Source organism: Nonomuraea aurantiaca, assembly GCF_020215705.1.
Lineage (GTDB): Bacteria > Actinomycetota > Actinomycetes > Streptosporangiales > Streptosporangiaceae > Nonomuraea > Nonomuraea aurantiaca.
Genome location: NZ_JAIWNB010000038.1, coordinates 65,170 through 83,835, shown reverse-complemented (window position 1 = coordinate 83,835; position 18,666 = coordinate 65,170). Strand labels below are relative to the sequence as shown.

18 protein-coding genes and 2 pseudogenes are annotated in these 18,666 nt (G+C 69.3%); 13 read left to right on the top strand and 7 right to left on the bottom strand.

Annotated features, from left to right (window positions below; translation table 11 throughout):
• The 6 genes from LDL49_RS49770 to LDL49_RS49745 all read left to right on the top strand — a co-directional run.
• Nucleotides 1–236: CBS domain-containing protein (locus LDL49_RS49770; protein WP_225301969.1), on the top strand; the 236-nt coding region annotated here is incomplete at its 5' end.
• 18 nt (nucleotides 237–254) lie between these two features.
• Complete coding sequence (locus tag LDL49_RS49765) at nucleotides 255–767, top strand: flavodoxin family protein (protein ID WP_225301968.1); 513 nt, start codon at nucleotides 255–257, stop codon at nucleotides 765–767.
• Nucleotides 768–795: 28 nt separating this feature from the next.
• Nucleotides 796–1,062 (top strand): cation-transporting P-type ATPase, encoded by a 267-nt coding sequence (locus tag LDL49_RS58840; protein WP_225301967.1) that lies wholly within the window; start codon nucleotides 796–798, stop codon nucleotides 1,060–1,062.
• The gene (locus LDL49_RS49755) at nucleotides 1,004–1,207 is read left to right on the top strand and encodes a hypothetical protein (RefSeq protein ID WP_225301974.1); all 204 of its coding nucleotides are present in this window, start codon (nucleotides 1,004–1,006) and stop codon (nucleotides 1,205–1,207) included. The genes LDL49_RS58840 and LDL49_RS49755 overlap by 59 nt, the downstream gene beginning before the upstream one ends.
• 114 nt (nucleotides 1,208–1,321) lie before the next feature.
• Nucleotides 1,322–2,188, top strand: coding sequence for a universal stress protein (locus tag LDL49_RS49750; RefSeq protein WP_225301966.1), 867 nt, complete (start codon nucleotides 1,322–1,324; stop codon nucleotides 2,186–2,188).
• The gene (locus LDL49_RS49745) at nucleotides 2,185–2,958 is read left to right on the top strand and encodes a DUF6544 family protein (RefSeq protein WP_225301965.1); all 774 of its coding nucleotides are present in this window, start codon (nucleotides 2,185–2,187) and stop codon (nucleotides 2,956–2,958) included. Before LDL49_RS49750 ends, LDL49_RS49745 begins: the two co-directional genes overlap by 4 nt.
• Before the next feature lie 133 nt (nucleotides 2,959–3,091).
• Here LDL49_RS49745 and LDL49_RS49740 read toward each other — a convergent pair whose 3' ends face one another.
• Nucleotides 3,092–4,129 carry a P-type ATPase actuator domain-containing protein gene (locus tag LDL49_RS49740; protein ID WP_225301964.1) on the bottom strand — a complete coding sequence of 346 codons (1,038 nt, stop codon included), beginning with the start codon at nucleotides 4,127–4,129 and terminating at the stop codon, nucleotides 3,092–3,094.
• A 59-nt stretch (nucleotides 4,130–4,188) separates the two neighbouring features.
• On the opposite strand from LDL49_RS49740, the gene LDL49_RS49735 reads away from it, so the two are divergent.
• Nucleotides 4,189–4,656: a pyridoxamine 5'-phosphate oxidase family protein gene (locus LDL49_RS49735; RefSeq protein WP_225301963.1), complete on the top strand. Its 468-nt coding sequence runs from the start codon at nucleotides 4,189–4,191 to the stop codon at nucleotides 4,654–4,656.
• Between the two features lie 294 nt (nucleotides 4,657–4,950).
• Here the strand turns inward: LDL49_RS49735 and LDL49_RS49725 are convergent, their stop codons facing one another.
• Nucleotides 4,951–7,848 (bottom strand): pyridoxamine 5'-phosphate oxidase family protein, encoded by a 2,898-nt coding sequence (locus LDL49_RS49725; RefSeq protein ID WP_308016289.1) that lies wholly within the window; start codon nucleotides 7,846–7,848, stop codon nucleotides 4,951–4,953.
• Between the two features lie 383 nt (nucleotides 7,849–8,231).
• On the opposite strand from LDL49_RS49725, the gene LDL49_RS49720 reads away from it, so the two are divergent.
• Nucleotides 8,232–8,888, top strand: coding sequence for a CBS domain-containing protein (locus LDL49_RS49720; protein WP_225301962.1), 657 nt, complete (start codon nucleotides 8,232–8,234; stop codon nucleotides 8,886–8,888).
• Between the two features lie 111 nt (nucleotides 8,889–8,999).
• Here LDL49_RS49720 and LDL49_RS57765 read toward each other — a convergent pair.
• The 4 genes and pseudogenes from LDL49_RS57765 to LDL49_RS49705 all read right to left on the bottom strand — a co-directional run.
• Nucleotides 9,000–9,131 (bottom strand): annotated as a pseudogene (locus LDL49_RS57765) (phosphoketolase family protein); the annotation flags it as partial.
• 15 nt (nucleotides 9,132–9,146) lie between these two features.
• Nucleotides 9,147–9,278, bottom strand: a pseudogene (locus LDL49_RS59530) (CBS domain-containing protein); the annotation flags it as partial.
• 20 nt (nucleotides 9,279–9,298) lie between these two features.
• Entirely contained in the window at nucleotides 9,299–9,982 is a 684-nt protein-coding gene (locus tag LDL49_RS49710; protein ID WP_225301961.1) for a CBS domain-containing protein, read from the bottom strand.
• Between the two features lie 200 nt (nucleotides 9,983–10,182).
• The gene (locus tag LDL49_RS49705) at nucleotides 10,183–11,139 is read right to left on the bottom strand and encodes an Acg family FMN-binding oxidoreductase (RefSeq protein WP_225301960.1); all 957 of its coding nucleotides are present in this window, start codon (nucleotides 11,137–11,139) and stop codon (nucleotides 10,183–10,185) included.
• 211 nt (nucleotides 11,140–11,350) lie between these two features.
• On the opposite strand from LDL49_RS49705, the gene LDL49_RS49700 reads away from it, so the two are divergent.
• Together LDL49_RS49700 and LDL49_RS49695 are read left to right on the top strand one after the other, a co-directional pair.
• Nucleotides 11,351–12,334 carry an Acg family FMN-binding oxidoreductase gene (locus LDL49_RS49700; protein ID WP_225301959.1) on the top strand — a complete coding sequence of 328 codons (984 nt, stop codon included), beginning with the start codon at nucleotides 11,351–11,353 and terminating at the stop codon, nucleotides 12,332–12,334.
• A 47-nt stretch (nucleotides 12,335–12,381) separates the two neighbouring features.
• The gene (locus tag LDL49_RS49695) at nucleotides 12,382–14,070 is read left to right on the top strand and encodes a sensor histidine kinase (protein WP_225301958.1); all 1,689 of its coding nucleotides are present in this window, start codon (nucleotides 12,382–12,384) and stop codon (nucleotides 14,068–14,070) included.
• A gap of 39 nt (nucleotides 14,071–14,109) precedes the next feature.
• Here LDL49_RS49695 and LDL49_RS49690 read toward each other — a convergent pair whose 3' ends face one another.
• A complete protein-coding gene (locus tag LDL49_RS49690; RefSeq protein WP_225301957.1) occupies nucleotides 14,110–14,751 on the bottom strand; it encodes a response regulator transcription factor in 642 nt (213 codons plus the stop codon).
• Between the two features lie 717 nt (nucleotides 14,752–15,468).
• Between LDL49_RS49690 and LDL49_RS49685 the strand changes: the two genes are divergently transcribed.
• The 3 genes from LDL49_RS49685 (at nucleotide 15,469) to ppk2 (ending at nucleotide 18,428) form a co-directional block, all read left to right on the top strand.
• Complete coding sequence (locus LDL49_RS49685; RefSeq protein ID WP_308016288.1) at nucleotides 15,469–16,743, top strand: MFS transporter; 1,275 nt, start codon at nucleotides 15,469–15,471, stop codon at nucleotides 16,741–16,743.
• Nucleotides 16,744–16,946: 203 nt separating this feature from the next.
• Nucleotides 16,947–17,357, top strand: coding sequence for a pyridoxamine 5'-phosphate oxidase family protein (locus LDL49_RS49680; RefSeq protein WP_225301956.1), 411 nt, complete (start codon nucleotides 16,947–16,949; stop codon nucleotides 17,355–17,357).
• Between the two features lie 276 nt (nucleotides 17,358–17,633).
• Nucleotides 17,634–18,428 (top strand): polyphosphate kinase 2, encoded by a 795-nt coding sequence (gene ppk2, locus LDL49_RS49675; protein WP_225301955.1) that lies wholly within the window; start codon nucleotides 17,634–17,636, stop codon nucleotides 18,426–18,428.
• Nucleotides 18,429–18,666: the final 238 nt, after the last annotated feature.

The window sequence follows — 18,666 nt, the reverse complement described above, 5'->3', positions numbered from 1 at the left end:
CCGGTGAGCGCAGGCCGCGGGTGCGGCCGGACGACCCGCTGACCCGGGTCGCGGCCGTGATGACCGACGCCGGCTGTGACGCCGTACCCGTGGTGTCCGGCAGGGGACTGGTCGGGATGATCACCGCCCGCGATGTCGTGTCGGCGGTGGCCGGACGTAGCCATCACCTGAAAGAGGGCGGCGAGGTGGTGACCGGCATGTTCCACCTCGAACCGGTGATACCGGCGCGGAGCTGAGTCCGAAGGAGGCAGGAGATGTACGCGCTGATCGTTTACGAGTCCATGTTCGGCAACACCAAGCAAATCGCCGAGGCGGTGGCGGAAGGGCTGGCCACCACGATGAGGACAGAGGTCCTGGAGGTCGGCTCCGCGCCCGCCTCGGTCGGGGAGGACCTCGGCCTGCTCGTCGTCGGCGGCCCGACGCACGCCTTCGGGATGAGCAGGGCCTCGACCCGGCAATCGGCCGCCCAGCAGGGCCGGGTGCTCTCCCAAGGGCAGGGGGTGCGGGAGTGGCTGGCCACTGTTCGGTCGCCGTCGGCCAGACTCGCCTCGGCCGCCTTCGACACGCGGATCGCCAAGCCGCGCATGCCCGGCTCGGCCGCGCGCGGTGTCGCCAAGCGGTTACGTCGGCTCGGCCTGGCCTTGGCCTCGCCCGCCGAGAGCTTCTACGTCACCGGAACTCAGGGGCCGCTGGTGGCCGGCGAGGTGGAGCGAGCCAGGCAATGGGGCAGGCACCTCGCCTCGTCCTTCCTGATCCCGGCGTCCTGAGACCGTCAGAAGGCGCCCGGCGATCGGTGTGCCGGACGCCTTCCCTGACCGTCCTGTTCCGAACCCCCTCACTAGGCTGACCGAGTCTGAGGCCGCCCAACTGCTGGCCGAGCACGGGCCCAATGAGCTGCCCGCGCCCAAACAGCCGTCCGTGCGGGCGAGAGCCATGCGCCAGCTCGCCGATCCGCTGTCGATCCTGTTGCTGACCGCCGGGCTGGTCAGCTACTGGTGCTCCGATGACCAAGCTCCGGCGCGATGGCACGGTGCTCCGGATCGTCGAGGTCGCCGCCGGTGACTGGGTGCCCGTCGACGCCGTCGTGGTGGAGGCGGGCCGGTTCGTCACGGATCGGACTCCGTACCCGGCCGGGGACATCGCGCCACCGCGTTCCCAGGGCCGATGGTCCCTGATAGGGCAGGACTTCGTCCTCTGGGAGACGTAGGCCGGTAGGTGTGTGCTGGAGGTGTGGGAATCGGAACCGGTGAAGGACGTCGAAGTCACCGTGAACGAGGGGCGTGCGCCGCATCCGGCGGAGAAGGCCCGAAGGAGGACGACGATGAGCAGACCGATCGTTGTCGGCGTGGACGGATCGCCATCGGCCGGTTCGGCGCTCGGCTGGGCCGCTGACGACGCCTCACGTAGAGGGCTTCCCCTGCGGATCGTGCTCGTGCGCGAGCCCTGGGCGGCGGAGCATCCGCCCACCGCGGCCAGTGACCGGCAGACTCTGACCGAGCGGTGCACGTACCTGCTCGACAAGGCCGCCGACCAGGTACGGAGGCTCACCCCCACGCTGGAGGTCTCAACGGCTCTGGTCACGGGCGCGGTGATCGAGCGGCTGAAGAGCGAGTCGGAGACGGCCGACAGCGTGGTGGTGGGCAGCAGAGGTCTCGGCGGGTTCGCCGGACTGGTGCTGGGCTCGGTCGGGCTCGGTCTGGCCGGGCACGCGCACAGCCCGGTGGTCATCGTCCGGATGCCCGTCCCCGACGGGCACCGTGAGATCGTCGTCGGCTTCGACGGCTCCCCGTTCGCGGAGTCGGCGCTGGAATACGCCCTGGAACAAGCCGGGGCGCGGCGCACACCGGTGCGTGTCGTGTACGGCCACAGGACACCGATGCTCGCCCCACAGCCCTCGGGGTGCGGCCCGCTCTTGGCCGGGGCGCTGGGCGACGAGGCGGCGGAGATCCGGCTGCGCCTGGCGCTGTGGCACGAGAAGTACCCGGACGTCGAGATGATCGAGTCGATCGTCCCAGGGCACCCGGTCCCGGTCCTGGCCAGGGCGTCCGAGAAGGCGGCGCTCGTGGTGGTCGGATCACGCGGACTGGGCGGCTTCGCCTCGGCGGCACTCGGGTCGGTCAGCCACGGTGTCCTGCACCGGGCTCGCTGTCCGGTGGCCGTGGTACAGACTCCTTGGCGGCGATCATGAGCGTCATCGTCGCCCCGCCGTACATGACCGAGACGGCCTGTCACGACTGGGACCTCCTGCAGGCGCAGACCAAGGACGCCCAGGAGTTCGACCCGGCACAGGCCGGCCACCTGCCAGAACCGGCTCGACGCTGGGTGCTGCACGCCATCGCTCCGGGGACACCCCTGCTGCGCGCGGTGGTGCTGGACATGCACGGCTCCATCCGGCTCAACACCTGGCGCGACTTCCGCGCCCAGCAGGTACTCCTGCCGATGGAGGGCTTCGTCTGGTCGGCCACCGCCTACCTGGGACTGTTGCCCGTGCACGGGTTCGACCGCTATCGGGCGGGCCAGGGGGAGATGCGCTGGCGGCTGCTGGATGTCATCCCCGTGATGTCCGGGGCTGGTCCGGACATCACCAGAAGTGCCGCCGGCCGACTGGCCTGCGAGTTCGTCATGGCGCCCGCCGCCGCACTCGACCCGAGGGTGCGGTGGAAGTCGATCGACGACCGCCAAGCCATCGCCAGCCTTCCCGTAGGGCCCGAGGATCACGACGTGACCCTGACCGTCGCGCCCAGCGGCGCGTTGGAGCGCGTCACGATCTCCCGGTGGGGAGATCCCGGGGAGGGCCGCTACCGCGACCACGTGTTCGGGGTGGAGTGCGGGCGCGAGATCGAGTTCGACGGGTTCACCATTCCGGCCTACCTGTCCGGAGGCTGGTGGCCTGGCACAGATCGGTGGACCAAGAGCGAGTTCATCCGCTTCACCATCGACGACGCCCTGTTCCGATAGCCACCGAAAGTCCCGTCGGCGACTGCCTCGTTGCGAGGCCACCGCTGATCGGTCGGCCCGCCTGGAGTTCGTGGCGGCGGGATGTGTAACGCGGTCGGCACTGACAGGTGGGGTAACCCGCGGGCTGGTCTGATCAAGGAGCGGCTGTTGGTTGGCTATTGCCCGGCGGGCGCCGTCGTGGCTTTGCGCGGCAAGGAGGTGCTTGCGACGGTGAAGCGGCTGGCTCTGCGGTGGATGCGGTGAGCGTGAGGCGGTTCGCGGTGGCGCGCGACCTCGGGAGCGTTGCGGTAGAACCAGCGCTTGCCGAGCTCGATGAGGCGAAGGGCACAAGGGCCAGCCGCCGGTAGCGGCCCAGCTGCTCGTGCAAGGTGGCAGCGGCGGGTGAGTTCCACAGAGCCAGGTCCAGAGGGTTGCCGCCGACCACCTGTCCCCGCCCGGCATCGGGGTCAACGATGGCCTCGTCGCGCAGCAGGCCGAGCTCCAGCGGTTCCTCGCCGACGTGCCCGGCCGCGTCCACGCCGCACATGAAGCTGATGCGACCCTCGGTGAGGGTGCCCGTCGTGTCAGTGAACAGCACCTCCACGTCACCCAGACTCTCGATGCACACCAGGCGCATGACGAGTACCTTGTGCCGGGCGAGCCGCCGGCTGCTGGCGGCCAGGCTGGTGGAGACGACCGCCGGCAGCAACTGGGGGAGATGCCCCCTGCGATCGCCAGGGAGGACAGCAGCGCGTCGACGACCGGCCGCTGCAAGACCACGTTGATGATGAAGATCGTGCTGGTGAGCACGGCGGCGACGCGCACCAGCAGCATGGAGAAGCGGCGCAGCCCTGTCTGGAACTCGGTCTCGGGTGACGCTCACCAAGCGCGAGCGCGATCTTTCCGAACGCGGCGCGGCCCCGGTGGCCACCACGACGCCGGTGCCCGAGCCCTCGCGTACGACGCCCATCAGCGCGCCGCAGGTTAGCTCGGCGAGGGCGGTGTTCGCGCCGGTCGGCTCCGTGGCCTTGGCCGTCGGCAGCGACTCGCCCGTTAGCGCCGACTCCTCACATTCCAGGTCGGTCACCGAGATCAACCGCAGGTCGGCCGGCAGGATCTCGCCCAGCCGTAGTTCGACGACGTCGCCGGGGACCAGCCCGGCAACCTCCACCGAGCCGGGAATCTGTCGCATGGGATACAGAGCGGCGAGGCCAAGAGTACGGCTGACGGACCGCATGAGACGCTGTGTGGATGGAGCGGCAGGAAAGGCGATCGAGGCCCGCAGATCCTATCGAGACCCTGGACCGTGATGCCTGCCTGGCGCTGCTGTCGACGGTCGTCATCGGTCGTGTTGCCTGGGCGGCATCCGGCAATGATCTGAAGGTCGTGCCGGTCAACTTCGTGCTGGACGGTGACAGCATCGTGTTCAGGACCGCGCGGGGCGGCAAGCTTGACGCCATCCAACACGGCGTGCCTCTGGTCTTCGAGGCGGACGATGTGGAGCCCGCGTTGCACGCGGGTTGGAGCGTCGTGCTGAGCGGTCGGGCCGAAGTCATCACCGACCGTGGGCAGGTCAGTTGTCTGGAGCAGTTGATCGGGGCTCCGTGGGCCGCGATGACCGAGCCGGTGTTCGTGCGGTTGCCCCTGCACGAGATCAGCGGTCGCCGCCTTCCCTTGCACGCGGGCGGCGTCTTCGTACAGCCCGTCGAGGAAGGGTGATTCAGGCTCGCGGTGTGGCGTTTGGACCGTGGCGTTTAGAACGGAAGGGGCCGCCCGGACGGAGTGCGGCGGTCGATCTCCGGTCGAGGTCGTGCTGGCTTCGGGCGCATGGTGATCTGGGTGGTCCGCATCTCAGTCAGCTCCTCCGGCACGTCGTTGGTGTGATGCCAACTCTGCCGCGCCGCCCGGCGCCCGAGCAGATGCGTAAGTCCTCTCCGCGGGGCTCGAAGGACCCTTGGGGATCGGTTGCTTCACCCTTCTGGGAAGGGGACCTTCGGCCCTGGAGCATGACCGTCAAAGGTGGTGGATGCGGCGGCCGGTGATCTGGTGCGGGGTGATGCGGACGTAGAGGTCGCGTTCGCCGCCTGCCCATGGGGTGACGCCGGCGTCGGTGACTTCCGACAGCTCGTCGGGCGAGACGTGGTGGGCGGGGCCCTGGATGAGCACGCTCCACCCTTCGCGCTGGGCCTCGTCGATCCGGTCCACCTCGAAGCCGATCTTGATCTCCACGCCTTCCTGGCCGGTGCGCAGGTCCTGGTCCATGGGGCCGCCCGTCGCGGTGCGGAAGACGATGGAGCCGTGGCGCACTTTGTAGTTGACGGGCAGCACGGTGGGGCCGTTGGAGCCGTTGAAGGCGACCCGCCCGATGCCGCCGGGCTCGATCAGCTTGAGGCATTCGTCGCGGTCCAGGCTCTCCAGTGTCGGCGCCGCCTTGGCGCGGCCGCGGCCGGGTGGCTGGTCGATGCCTCCGCCGAGGAGGTCGTCGACGGTGGTCTCCAAGGCTCCGGCCAGGCGGTACATGGACTCGGCGGTGGGAATGCCGGGTTGTTCCTCCAGGTATTGGAGGTAGCCAGGTGACATGTCCGTGAGGTCGGCGACCTGTTCGAGGGTCAGGCCGAGGCGTTCGCGGTGATGGGCGATGCGACGTCCGAGGTCGCCTGTGGCTGTCATGATCGGTTCTCCTTGCATGCTGGTGATGAAGGCCGGTCTTGGCGCTCCGTTGATGCGTGCCTGCCGTTGGTCGGCGTCGATGAAGAGCTGGGTGCCGCAGAAGCGGATCGGCATGGACAGGACGCCGAGCCGGTCGGGAAGCAGCGGGTGGATCTCCAGACCCAGGTAGCAGCGCTGCAGGAGGTCGAGGGTGCCGGCTATGGCGCCGAGGTGGATGCCCTCGGCGGTGGTGCCGTGCTGGACGTCCTTGATGTCGCTGAACAGCGCCTCGGCGAAGAACTGCCAGGACCGGGCCCGGTCGGAGCGGGCGAGCACCCAGGCGTGCACGACGGCGCTGAGGGTGGAGCCGTGGCTGGTGCGGTTGAGGTAGTAGCCGACCATGCGGGGGATCAGGCTGGGCTCGACCGGATAGCCCAGCCGGTTCAGGATCCCCACCAGCTCGTCGGAGGTGAGCAGGTAGCACAGCATCAGGGTGTCGGCCTGCTTGGCCGCCTTGTAGCGGTTGACGTCGTCACCGTCGGCCTCCAAGGCCCGGTCGAGGCGGCGCACGCCGCGGTAGCGTGCCCAGTCCAGCTCCAGCAGGTCGGCGTAACCGGTGAACTGGCTGACCACGCCGTCGTGGAAGTCGACCCGCATGCGGCGGGTGATGTCGTCCCAGCGGGCCCGCTCCTGCGCGGAGACCGCGAGTTCGGGCAGCAGGTCCAGGGTGTCTCGGGCGCGCAGCAGCAGCCACACGGTCATGACGTTGGTGTAGGCGTTGTTGGCCAGGCCGGGGGAGCCGGCTCCCGGGTAGCGCTCGTGGTACTCGTCGGGTCCCATGACGCCGCGGATCTCGTATCGTCCCGATGTGGGGTCGAGCACGGCTAGTGAGGCGAAGAACCTGGCGATGTCGATCAGCAGTTCCGCGCACCACGGCGGCATCGAGCCGGTCGCCAGGTGGTGCTGCCAGACGTTGTAGGCGATGGCCAGGCCGATGTGCCGCTGCAGGTGGGAAGCGTCCGCAAGCCAACGGCCCGAGACGGGGTTGAGGTGCAGGGTCTGGGTCTGTTCGCGTCCGTCGCTGGCGCTTTGCCAGGGGAACATCGCCCCGTCGTATCCGGCCGCCCGGGCCGCCGCCCTGGCTTCGGGCAGCCGCCGCCACCGGTAACGCAGCAGGCCGAGCGAGGTCTCGGGGAAGCGCAGGTTCAGCCAGGGCAGCACGAACAGCTCGTCCCAGAACACGTGCCCCCGATAAGCCTCGCCGTGCAGGCCACGGGCGGGCACACCGACGTCCAGGTCAGCGGTGTGCGGAGAGAGCGTCTGCAGCAGATGGAAGACATGCAGGTGAACGATCTGCGACAGCTCCGGGCCGTCCACATCGACCCGGGCGCGATGCCACAGCCGCTCCCAGGCCGCCGTGTGCTGGGCCACCAGCGTGTCGAAACGCGGCGCCAGCCGTACGGCGCGGATCGCCGCGGAGCGGGCGTCGTGAACGGCGCAGTCGCGCGAGGTCACCAAGGCCACGGTCTTGGTCAACGTGGCGGGTACGCCCTGCGCGAGGTCGAGCACGTGTTCCGTGCTGATCCGGTTCCCTTCGCGGATCACCTCGTGGGCGGGGATGGCGGCGTCGGTACGGGAGGCGAGCGCCACGGTGATTTGGGAGGAGCGGGTGAGGGCGGTCAGCCAGGCGAGGCCGTTCTGGTCGCCGGTGTCATGGCAGGTGAGGTGGTCGCCGCGCAGGTCGCGGTAGCGGGCCACGCCGCTGTTGGTGACCCTGCCGTCCAGGGTGGCGCGGACGCGGAGCGGGCCCGACCAGTTCTCGGTGGTGAAGGTGGTTTCCAGGGCGGCCAGGCGCGGGTCGGCCATGGAGACCAAGCGGCGTTGCCGTACCGCGGTGATGCGGCCCGACTCGTCGCGCCAGCGCAGCGTCCGATGCAGGATCCCGCGGTGCATGTCGAGCTCCTGGCGGTAGTCCAGCAAGTCAGCGCGTTCAGAGCGGAACCAGTCCGAGCCGGGGACAGCGAAGGTGAGGGGCAGCCAGTCAGGCAGGTTGACCAGATCCTCGTTGGTCACCGTCCGCCCCGCGACGATGGAGTCCAGCCGGTCATAGCACCCCGCGACGTAGGTGCCCGGAGTCCGAAACTCGCCGTCAGGAGTCGCGCCGCGCGTGGCGAACCGGCCGTTGCCCAGCGTGCACAGCGCCTCACGCAACCCCTCGGAGGCCGGGTCGAAACCCCCGTAGGACAGGACCCATGGGTTCATGACCGGCTCGCGGACACATCAAGCACGCCGACGTGAACGCCGCCGAGTAGAACCTCACCGCCGAGAGGGCGGAGCACAGACAGCCCAGAGTGAGTGTGCGGTTTGGCGTGGGCCGGAAGGCCAAGCCCCAAGCAGCAGCAGCCCAGGCCGCCGCCCAGATGGAGCCCGAGCCGGCTGGAACCCCCGCCCTTGGCCGCGAGGAGCGCTTCAAGCAAGCCATGTCAGGACGCTACCCATGGCGAGGTCGGACAGAACACGACCGCCAGCCCGCTGTCGAGGTGACGCCGCAGGTCAGGACCTAGGCCCCTGCGCTGGGGGACGTTCGCCGCTACCGACCGGCGCCGCTGGAGCGGACCGTGGGAGGTGAAGGAGAGGTGAGGACGATGACAATCGAGGTCAAGGACGTCATGGGACGCGTGGCCATCGCCGTCCTCGAAGACGCGCCGTTCGCCGAGATCGTAGGCGCGATGAAGCGCTACGCCGTCGGCGCGGTCACCGTGATCGACGCCGACCGGCGGCCCGTGGGCGTGGTCTCCGAAGAAGATCTGCTGCTGAAGGAGACCGACACCGTACGGCACAGCGTCTCCATCTTCGAGTCGCGCCATCAGCGCCAGGAACACCACAAGGCCGCGGGCACCAAAGCGGAAGAGCTCATGACCACTCCGGCGATCACCGTCACGCCCGGCGCGTCCGTCCGCGACGCGGCGCGGCTCATGCACGACAAGCGCGTCAAGCAACTGCCCGTGATCGACCCGGTCACCGGGCGCATCATCGGCACGCTGCATCAGCGTGACGTACTGCGGGTCTTCACCCGTCCGGCCGCCGACCTGATAGCGGACATCACCGCGCTGCTACCGGATCGCGAGGCGTTCGCGATCGAGCTCGACCAGGGCGTCGTGACGCTCGGTGGCAGGGTCGAGCGGAACTTGCAGGCCGTCGCCCTCGTGGAGTCGATCCGCGGCGTGGAGGGCGTCGTGGACGTCGTCAGCGAGTTGACCTTCGACAAGGAAGACCTCATCGTCGTCCCGCCCTTGCTCTAGGACCTCCCCTGAAGATGGCTGCGACCACGGAGATGCCCGCCACCGGCTGAGACGGTGGCGGGCATCAGGCGGCCGGTGATCAGGTGGGCCAGGCCCACTCGCTGGCTCGGGGAGGACGCGCACCTTCAGCTTGGGCAGATGCTCGCCCAGCAGCGCGGCGGCCGCGAGGGTCTCCAACGTGGGCACATCCCCGGCGCAGGCCAGCACCACGTCAGGGTCGTCGCCCTGGTCGGTGGAGGCCCATGGCAGCAGGTCGAGCTCGCTGACCACGCCGACCAGGCGGTCGGCGTCATCCGTGACGGGGGCCGCGGTGATGCCATGGTCGTGCAGCGTCCGGACGGCCTGCCGAACCGGGTCGGTGCGGCGGACGGTGATGGCCGGGCCGCTCATGACCTCGCGCACGAGCATGACTATCTGGCCTCCCACTTGGAGTCGTCGTGCTTCCAGGTGAGCTCGTCGATGACGTCGACCACACCATTGACCCGCTGGGTCATGCGGACGGCGATCGCGGTCTCGGTCTTGCGGTCCATCTGGCCGCTCAGCGTCACCACGCCCTGGCGTACCTGGACGAGGACGCCGGAGGTATCCACCCACAGCCCCCGGTCGAGGATGTCCTCGCGCACTTCGGTGGCGATGTCGTCGTCGCTGCGCAGGAACAGCTTGATCAGGTCGCGGCGGGAGACGATGCCGACCAGGCGGCCGTCCTGGTCGACGACCGCGAGCCGTTTGACGTCGTGGGAGTCCATCAGCCGGGCGGCCAGGACGGCCGGGGCCTGGGGTGAGACGGTGATCGGCGGGCTGGTCATCAGCTCGGCCGCGGTGTCACCGGCGGCCTTCTTCTTGCCTTTGGGGTGGCGCAGCCGGGCGCGCAGCGGCGGCTGGTAGCCCTCGCGGTAGAACTGCTCGCGAAACTCCTCCTTGCGGAGCAGATCGGCCTCGGACACCATGCCGATGACGTGGCCGTCGTCGTCGACCACCGGGACGGCGCTGATGCCGCCGGCGATCAAGGTCTCGGCGATGTCCTTGAACGGGGTTCTCGCGGTGACCGTGATGACTGCGGCGGTCATCACGTCGGCGACGGTCCTGTGCTTCACGGGTCAGCCCTTCTCGTCGGCTGTTCTGTTGTCTTCATCACAGCCCCGCGGCAGTGCGCCTGGTAGGGCCGTAAGTCCCAACGACGGTGGTCGTTGGTCAACGCAGATGGCGCACCAGTTCGTGCAGCGCGTGGCGGTCGGTGGGGCTCAACGGACGAACTCGGGCTATGCCGCCGTCACGCAGCAGTACGTCGTAGCTTTCAGACATGGCTGGTCTCCAGTTCGCCGGCCGGGCGGCGCGGGGGGCGGGCCACGTAGGGGCCGTAACCGAGCCGGATGATCATCTGAGGGTGGCCGCGCCGGTGGTGCGGATCCCTGCGGCGGCGCATGTCCCGCAGGTCCAGCGGCTGGTTGAGGAACGACGCCGACAGCCCCTGCGCGGTGGCCACCAGCAGCACGCGTTGTAGCGCCTGTCCGGCTAGCAGCCAGTCGAGCGGCCGATCGCCCGGCGTGGTCAGCACCGCCAGTAGCGGGTGCTCCTCGAAGCGAGCCTGACCAGCCCGCCGCCCGAAATCGCGAGTACGCCCGGGCTCCTTGACCGGCCGCGGCCCATGCACGTAACTCGGGACGCCGTCGAAACGGGCGCCGGACATCGTCCACGCGGCCAGCTCCGCCTGGTAGTCGTGGTCTCGGGCCAACTCGTCCTCGGCCATGGCGGCATAGTCGAGTGTCTCCCCGGCGCAGCGCGGGTCGAGGAGCAGCAGGTGCGCGCCCTCGCGAGAGGCGGCGATGCGCAGCTCGGCCAGTACCGGCAGCGGCACCTGCCGCTCGAAGAACGGTTCCCGGCTGGTGCGACGTACCGGAATCAGGTCGTACAGCTCGCGCTGCTCGCCGGAGGCGGGCGCGGCGTCGGCCATGCGCACGGCCGCCAGCAGGCGGGGCTCCTCATCGGGGTTCGGCAGCAGCCAGACCAGCGGACGCCGCCCGGTCACCCGCACCGCCAGGCGCAGGTTGAACAGGGCCGCGCCGCAGCTCACATGCTGGGACCGCCCTCGCGGGTCGCTCACCCGCAGTCGCCGGTCGGGATCGGCCCGCAAACTGATCTCCTCGCCGGACACGGCGAAGCGCCATGGCTGGGTGTTGTGCACGGAAGGCGCCTGACCGGCCGCGACGAGCAGCCGCCTGACGCCGAACATGGTGGCGAGTGATGGGGACATGACGCACCTCCCGCCACCCACGCTGTCGCAGGTGCCACGGCCCTCGGCAGTGCCGTACGGCCCCGGCCTTGGTGCCGAAGGTCCCGGGCCGTCGGGTTCGTGGCGAGTGTTCGAGGAGGGCCGATGCCTCTAACGGGGTGGGACCTTCGACCCTGCCTGGATGCCGTTCCAGCGTGATGGGCTGGGGTCATCACCGATGGGAGGTGCTGTCATGGCCGCTGGCACGGCACAGCATCGAGAGCACGCCATTCAGGCGGCGTTGGAGGCCGCTCGCTGGGCCCCTTCCGTGCACAACACGCAGCCCTGGTCCTTCGGCGTGTCCGGTGAGGAGATCAGTTTGCGAGCCGACACCGGCAGGAAGCTGCTCATCGGTGACAACGCCGGTAGGGAGTTGCTGATCAGCTGCGGGGCCGCTCTCTTCACCATCCGTACAGCGCTGCGATGTGAGGGTTATGAGCCGTCCGTCCGTGTGCTGCCGGATCCGGACCGTCCCTCGCTGCTGGCCACGATCAGGCTGGGTACGGAGGTGGAGGCCGACGAGGACACGCGGGCGCTCGGCGTGGAGATCGAGCGGCGCCGTACCCACCGGGCGGGGTTCACCGACCTGCCTGTGCCTGAGCGGCTGCTCGAAGGGCTGGTCAAGGACGCCAGGAGTGAGGGGGCCAGGCTGACGCCGGTCGGCTCGCCCGTCGCGGTGAGTATGATCGCGGCGCTCACCCAGGCCGCGCAGGCGGCGCAGTCCCAGGACAGGGCGCTCAGCCTGGAGCTGATCCGCTGGGTCCGGCCGCCGGGCAGCGCCCGCAAGGACGGCGTGCCGGCCGAGGGCTACCCGCGCCAGGCCGCCCGGACCGACCCGTACTTCCCCCAGCGCGACTACGCCTGGCGCCACGATTGGGGGAGCCAAGCCGACCAGAGTGGCTCCACGGCGACCGGAGTCGTGGCCCTGCTCACCACCCCGGGCGACACGCGGGAGGAATGGACCGCGACGGGGCAGGCGCTGCAAAGCGTTCTGCTGCACGCCTCCGCGTATGGGGTCAGCGCCGCCTTCCACACCCAGGCGCTGGAGATGTACCACCTGCGTGAGTTCCTCAGGCAGGAGCTGTGCTCGCAGGAGTACCCGCAGATGATCATGCGGCTGGGGATCACCTTCGACGACAAGGAATCGGTCCGCCGCCCGCTGTCCGACATGCTGTAGTGATCTGGGGATGGGCGTGGCGCCGTCCAGGTGGAACACTGATCCTTATGACGGAAGGCGAGCACCGCCCCTTGATGCCGAACATGCGGCTGGATGAGTTGCTGGCCGAGCTGCAGGTCAGGCTCGATGCCGTACTGTCCACCCGCGACCGGGTGCACGCTCTGCTGGAAGCCGTCGTGTCGGTGGGCAGCGATCTGGATCTGGAGACGGTGCTGCGCCGGATCGTGGAGACCGCGACCAGGCTGGTGGACGCCACCTATGGCGCGCTGGGCGTGGTCGGGGAGCAGAGCACGCTCCTGCAGTTCATCCCGGTCGGCTTGACCGAGGAGGAGATCGCCCGCATCGAGCACTGGCCGCACGGACTCGGCCTGCTCGGCCTGCTGATCAAGGACGCCCGCCCGCTGCGGCTCAGCCGCATCTCCGACCACCCGGAATCCTATGGGTTCCCTTCCGGGCATCCTCCGATGGGCACTTTTCTCGGTGTGCCGGTACGGGTACGCGATGAGGTGTTCGGCAACCTGTATCTGACCGAGAAGCGGGGCGGGGCGGAGTTCGACGAGGAGGACGAGGCGATCGTCATCGCACTGGCCGCCGCCGCCGGCGTCGCCGTGGAGAACGCCCGTCTGTATGAGAAGACGCGGCGGCGCGAGACCTGGCTGCAGGCCTCCTCCGAGATCACCACCAGCCTGCTGTCCGGGGCCGACCCGCGCGAGGCGCTCACCCTGCTGGCGGCCCGCGCCCGTCAGATGAGCGACGCCGACCTCGTGAAGATCCTTATACCGGAGGCAGGCGGCCGATCCCTGGTGGTGGAGTACGTCGATGGCGAGCACGCCGAGCAGGTGGCGGGCCTGACCTTCGACCTGGCGTCCACCGCGGCCGGCCAGGTTTACACCCGCGGCGAGGCGGTTTCGGCGCAGGAGCTGCACGAGACGAACTCACCGTTGCGTCACCTCGGCTTCGGCCCCGAGCTGCTGATGCCCCTGGGCGTGGGGGAGAAGGTGCGCGGCGTGGTGGCGGTGGCGAAACGGTCGGGCCGACTGCCGTTCAGCGCCGCGGACCTGCGGATGCTGGAGGCGTTCGCCGGGCAGGCCGCCATCGCGCTGGAGCTGGCCGAGGCCCGCAAGGACGCCGAACGCCTCAGCCTGCTCGAAGATCGCGACCGCATCGCCAAGGATCTGCACGACGTGGTCATCCAGCGGCTGTTCGCGATCGCGATGACACTGATGAGCACGGTCCGGCTGGTGGACAAGCCTGAGGCGGCGAACCGGATACGGCACACGATCGACGAGTTGGACGAGACCATCCGGCAGATCCGCTCGACCATCTTCGCCCTGCAGGGGTCGCGCGAGGCCCTCGGCCCCAGCCTGCGCGCCCAGATCGTGGAGTTGGTGGAAACCTCCCGTGGCCATCTCGGCTTCATGCCAGGCCTGCTGATGGAGGGCCAGCTCGACAACCGCGTCCCCGAACCCATCGCCGAGAACCTGCTCGCCGTCCTGCGCGAAGCGCTGTCCAACGTGGTCCGCCACGCCAAGGCCTCCAAAGCGGACGTTTCCGTTGAAGTGGCGGATGACACGCTCACGCTGGCCGTTCAGGACAACGGCGTCGGGCTGCCCGCCGACGGCAGGCGTAGCGGCCTGCGTAACCTGCAAGAGCGTGCCACCACGCTCGGCGGCTCCTTCGAGGTCACCTCTCGGGAAGCCGGGGGGACAGCTCTTCGCTGGAGCGTCCCGCTCTGATGCGCTCAGATTCGCCGTCGCACTGAGGACGAAGGCCCGTCATTCTCGCCGATCTGCCCGCAATCTGGCGGACAGCGCCGCCGCCTGGGTACGGCGCTGCATGTCGAGTTTGGACAGCAGGTTGGACACGTAGTTCTTGACCGTCTTCTCGGCCAGGAACATCCGCTCACCGATCTGCCGGTTCGTCAGCCCCTCGCCGATCAGGTCCAGGATGTTGCGCTCCTGCTCCGACAGCGCCGCCAGCGGATCTTTCCGGGCAGCGTGCTCCCGCAGCCGCTGGAGCATCGCCGCAGTGGTCTGCGGATCGAGCAGCGACCGCCCCGAGGCGACCGTACGTACGGCGCCCACCAGGTCGGAGCCATGGATCTGCTTGAGCACGTAACCGGCGGCGCCCGCCATCACCGCCTCGAACAGCGCGTCGTCGTCGGTGTAGGAGGTCAGCATCAGGCACGCCAGCTCCGGCAACCTGGAGCGGGCCTCGCGGCACACGTCCACCCCATTGCCGTCGGGCAGCCGGACGTCCAGCACCGCCACGTCCGGCTTGAGCGCCGCGATGCGGGCGATCGCCGACTCCGCGGTCCCGGCCTCGCCGATCACCTCGATGTCGTCCTCGGAGTCCAACAGGGCAGCCACGCCCCGCCGCACCACCTCATGGTCATCGACGAGGAACACCCGAATCATGCTCCGACGCTAACCGGCTCGGCCCGCCACAAGAAAGGGGCCAAAGTCCCTAATCAGCGGCACCGCGGTTTCCCGGGGTGGCGAGTTCGTTTCCTCCGGGGCCTTCAGGGCTGCACGTCCTTCGTCTGAGGGACCTTCGGCGCCAGGCCGCCGCGACAGTCGGTGGTGTCCTGGAAGGAGGGAGCAGCCATGATCGCGGTCGGAGTCGACGGCTCGCGTGCCGGGTTTGATGCCGTCAGGTGGGCAGCTGGGGGAGGCGGCATTGCGCGGGTCGCCGCTGACCGTGGCACACGTGCTGTCGAGGTGGGTGTGCGAGACAGAATGCGGGGCGTCCGGTCGCTGCAATAGCTACCGGCTGAACGCTTCCATCGTCAGGCAGCGGAGGATCAGGGGAAGAAAGCACTCAACAGGCAGGACTTTCGCCCCTAGGGGGCATGGAGCTGTTGCGGTGAGATGCGATGGGAGAGGGCGGGGCAAGAACATCGCGACAACCAGGTGGTGGTCGGCGAATGCCGGAGGGGGCCGATCGCCCTGGGGCCGATCTTGTGGGCGGTTCGCGGCCGGCAGAACCGCTCCGCCTGGCCACCCGGCGCACCTTTGGTCTTCTCGATTGGGCCGGACGGTCCGCCTCCTCGCAGAGGTGCTCACCTGCTGGAAACGGCGGGATGCACCACGGCACCTACTTTGGGCATGAATGGGCGCACAAGGACGGATGAGATGAGCACCGATAGGAGCAACCGAGCAGTCCCACGCGGTTCCACCCGCCGGCCGGCGCTGATGCTGGCGTTGGCGACCGCGGGATTCGCGGTGAATTTCTGGGCGTGGGCGCTGCTCAGCCCGCTGGGCCCGCGGTTCAAGGAACTGCTGAACCTGTCGGCTGCCCAGCAGGCGCTGCTGGTCGCCGTGCCGGTGATCGTCGGCTCGTTGGGCCGCATCCCCGTCGGGGCGCTCACCGACCGCTTCGGCGGCCGGGTGATGTTCCCGCTGATCTCGGCGGCTGCCATCGTCCCGGTGCTGTTCATCGGCGTGGCGGGGCAGAGCTCGCTGGCGGCGCTGCTGGTGGGCGGGTTCTTCCTGGGCATCGGGGGGACGGTGTTCGCCGTGGGTGTGCCCTTCGTCAGCGCCTGGTTCCCGCCCGAGCGCCGCGGTCTGGCCGTCGGTGTCTTCGGCATGGGGATGGGCGGCACCGCGATCAGCGCGCTGACCACCGTCAGGCTCGTCAGGACCGGCGGCTCGGCCACCCCGTTCCTGCTCACCGCGGCCATACTCGCTCTCTACGCCGTCGTGGCCTGGTGCGTGCTGCGGGACGCGCCGGGCCGTACGGTCCCGGCCCAGTCGAGCGTGGCGCGCCTGGCCGCGGCCGTGCGCCTGCCGATCACCTGGCAGGCATGCGTGCTGTATGCGGTGGCGTTCGGCGGCTACGTCGCCTTCTCCGTGTACCTGCCCGTCTACCTGCAGTCGGCCTACGGCCTGGAGCAGGCCGACGCGGCCAACCGCATGGCCGGATTCGTGATCTTGGCGGTCGCGATGCGTCCCATCGGCGGCTGGCTGTCGGACCGGATCGGGCCGATTCCTGTTCTGGTTGCCGTGTTCGCCGTAGTCGCGCTCTGCGCCGCGGTGCAGGCGTTCACTCCACCGCTGATGATGCTGGGCACGGTCGCGTTCCTGACCATGGCCGGGGCGCTCGGCGCCGGCAGCGGGGCCACCTTCGCCCTGGTGGCGGCGGTGGCCCCGGCTGACAAGGTGGGCTCGGTCACGGGCCTGGTCGGCGCTGCCGGAGGGCTGGGCGGGTTCGTGCCGCCGCTGGTGATGGGGTTCGTCTACGGCCTGTTCGGCTCCTACGGGCTGGGCCTGGCTCTGCTGGCCGGGGTGTCGGTGCTGACGCTGGTGCTGACCCTCACCGCGGTCCGTGCCACGGCCAGGCAGGCGCTCGGCCGCGCCGGTGCCGTCCAGGCCGGTACGGTGACGTCAGCGGGAGACAGCGACAGCTGAGGGATCCCGCCTGGCCGGGTCGCGAAACCACACGGGTGCCGCAGATGAGGCGTCGCGCCGGCCAACGAAGGAGAACCCCCGCTTGTCGTCGGCGAGTGTCGCATGTTGGACGGTCTACGGTCACCACCACTGAGGGCGATCGGCGGCCGTCACGGGACTTTCGTCCCTGACCAGTCAGGTAGGGGCGCTGGCAGGCTAGCGGTATGAAACTCGACTCGGCCGGCCTGCAGGTGCTCTCGCACGAGGAGTGCATGCGCCTGCTGCCCTCACGCCCAATCGGGCGGATCGTCTTCACCGATCGCGCCCTGCCGGCCGTGCAGCCGGTCAACTTCTGCCTGGACGGGGAGGACATCGTCATCCGTACGGCGGCCGGTTCCAAGCTGGCCGCCGCCACCCGCCATGCGGTCGTGGCTTTCGAGGTCGACGACTTCGATTCAGGAGAGCGGACCGGCTGGTCGGTCACCGTCGTCGGGTATGCCCGTGTCGCCGACGACCCCGCACAGATCGCCCGGCTGGAACGACTGCCGTTGACGTCGTGGGCACGCGCTCGCGACCATTTCATCGTCATCACTGCGGTGGAGGCTACCGGCCGACGCATCCGGCAACCCATCTGATCGTCCAGATCCCGCAAGGAGCTCACAGGCGGTGCAAGGTCTCATAGCCGCGCGCCTGGCCACCAGTATCAGCGCCCCGCCGACAGCGAGGCGATGAAGGAACCCGAGCAGTTCCTCATCGACCGGGCGATGGAGCACTACTCGCCCATGCTGCTGGTCAACCTGGCGCGCGAATAATTGATGTCGGCGAAGGTGATCCGGTCCGGCGCGCTCACCTTGGCCAAGATGGTCGACACGGCCCGCCTGCGATGTGTCAATGGCCATGGAGGGAGCCCGATGGAGAAGAGATTGCCGCGCAAGGCGTACGAGAAGGAGCTTTTCCGCCTGCAGGGAGAGCTGGTGAAGCTGCAAGGGTGGGTGCGCGCGGAAGGCCGGCGGGTGGTTGTGATCTTCGAGGGGAGGGATGCGGCCGGCAAGGGGAGCACGATCAAGCGGGTCTCCGAGTACCTCAACCCGCGCGTGGCGCGTATCGCCGCGCTCCCGGCACCGACCGAGCGGGAGCGGTCACAGTGGTACTTCCAGCGCTACATCGAGCATTTGCCCGCTGCCGGGGAGATCGTGTTGTTCGACCGCAGCTGGTACAACCGCGCGGGTGTCGAACGGGTGATGGGTTTCTGCACCCAGGAGGAGTACACGCGATTCCTCCACCAGTGTCCGATCTTTGAACGGTTGCTGGTGGAGGACGGGATCCTGCTGCGCAAGTACTGGTTCTCGGTGAGTGACGAGGAGCAGGAACGGCGATTCCACGCCCGGCTGGAGGATCCGATGCGGCAGTGGAAGCTGTCGCCGATGGACCTGGAATCGATCACCCGCTGGGAGGACTACTCCAGGGCCAAGGACGAGATGCTGGTGCACACCGACATCCCAGAGGCACCGTGGTACGACGTGGAGAGCGAGGACAAGCGGCGGGCCAGGATCAACATGATCGCCCACCTGCTGTCCACGATCCCCTACGAGGAGGTACGGCGGGCAAAGCTGAAGATCCCGCACCGCCCTCCCGCCGCCGGCTACCGGCGACCGCCACGCAGACCGGAGACCTTCGTGCCGGACGCCGCGCCCGACCTCCGCTAAGAGGCATGGACGCGGCGGCCGGTGATCTGGTGCGAGCGCCGACCGGGTGCGATCTGCCACGGATTGGCACACATCCAAAGCCCCACCGGCGGACACGGGTAGAACGCCGGATGGGCGACGCGGAAGACCTCAAGGTGGTCCACGGCGCCGGGTGCGCCGCCTTGGCCCGGGCCACGGCGGTGACGTCGCTGGTTGGTCGGTCGGCGTCGTGCTGCCGCCGACCGCGTTGCCCGCCACC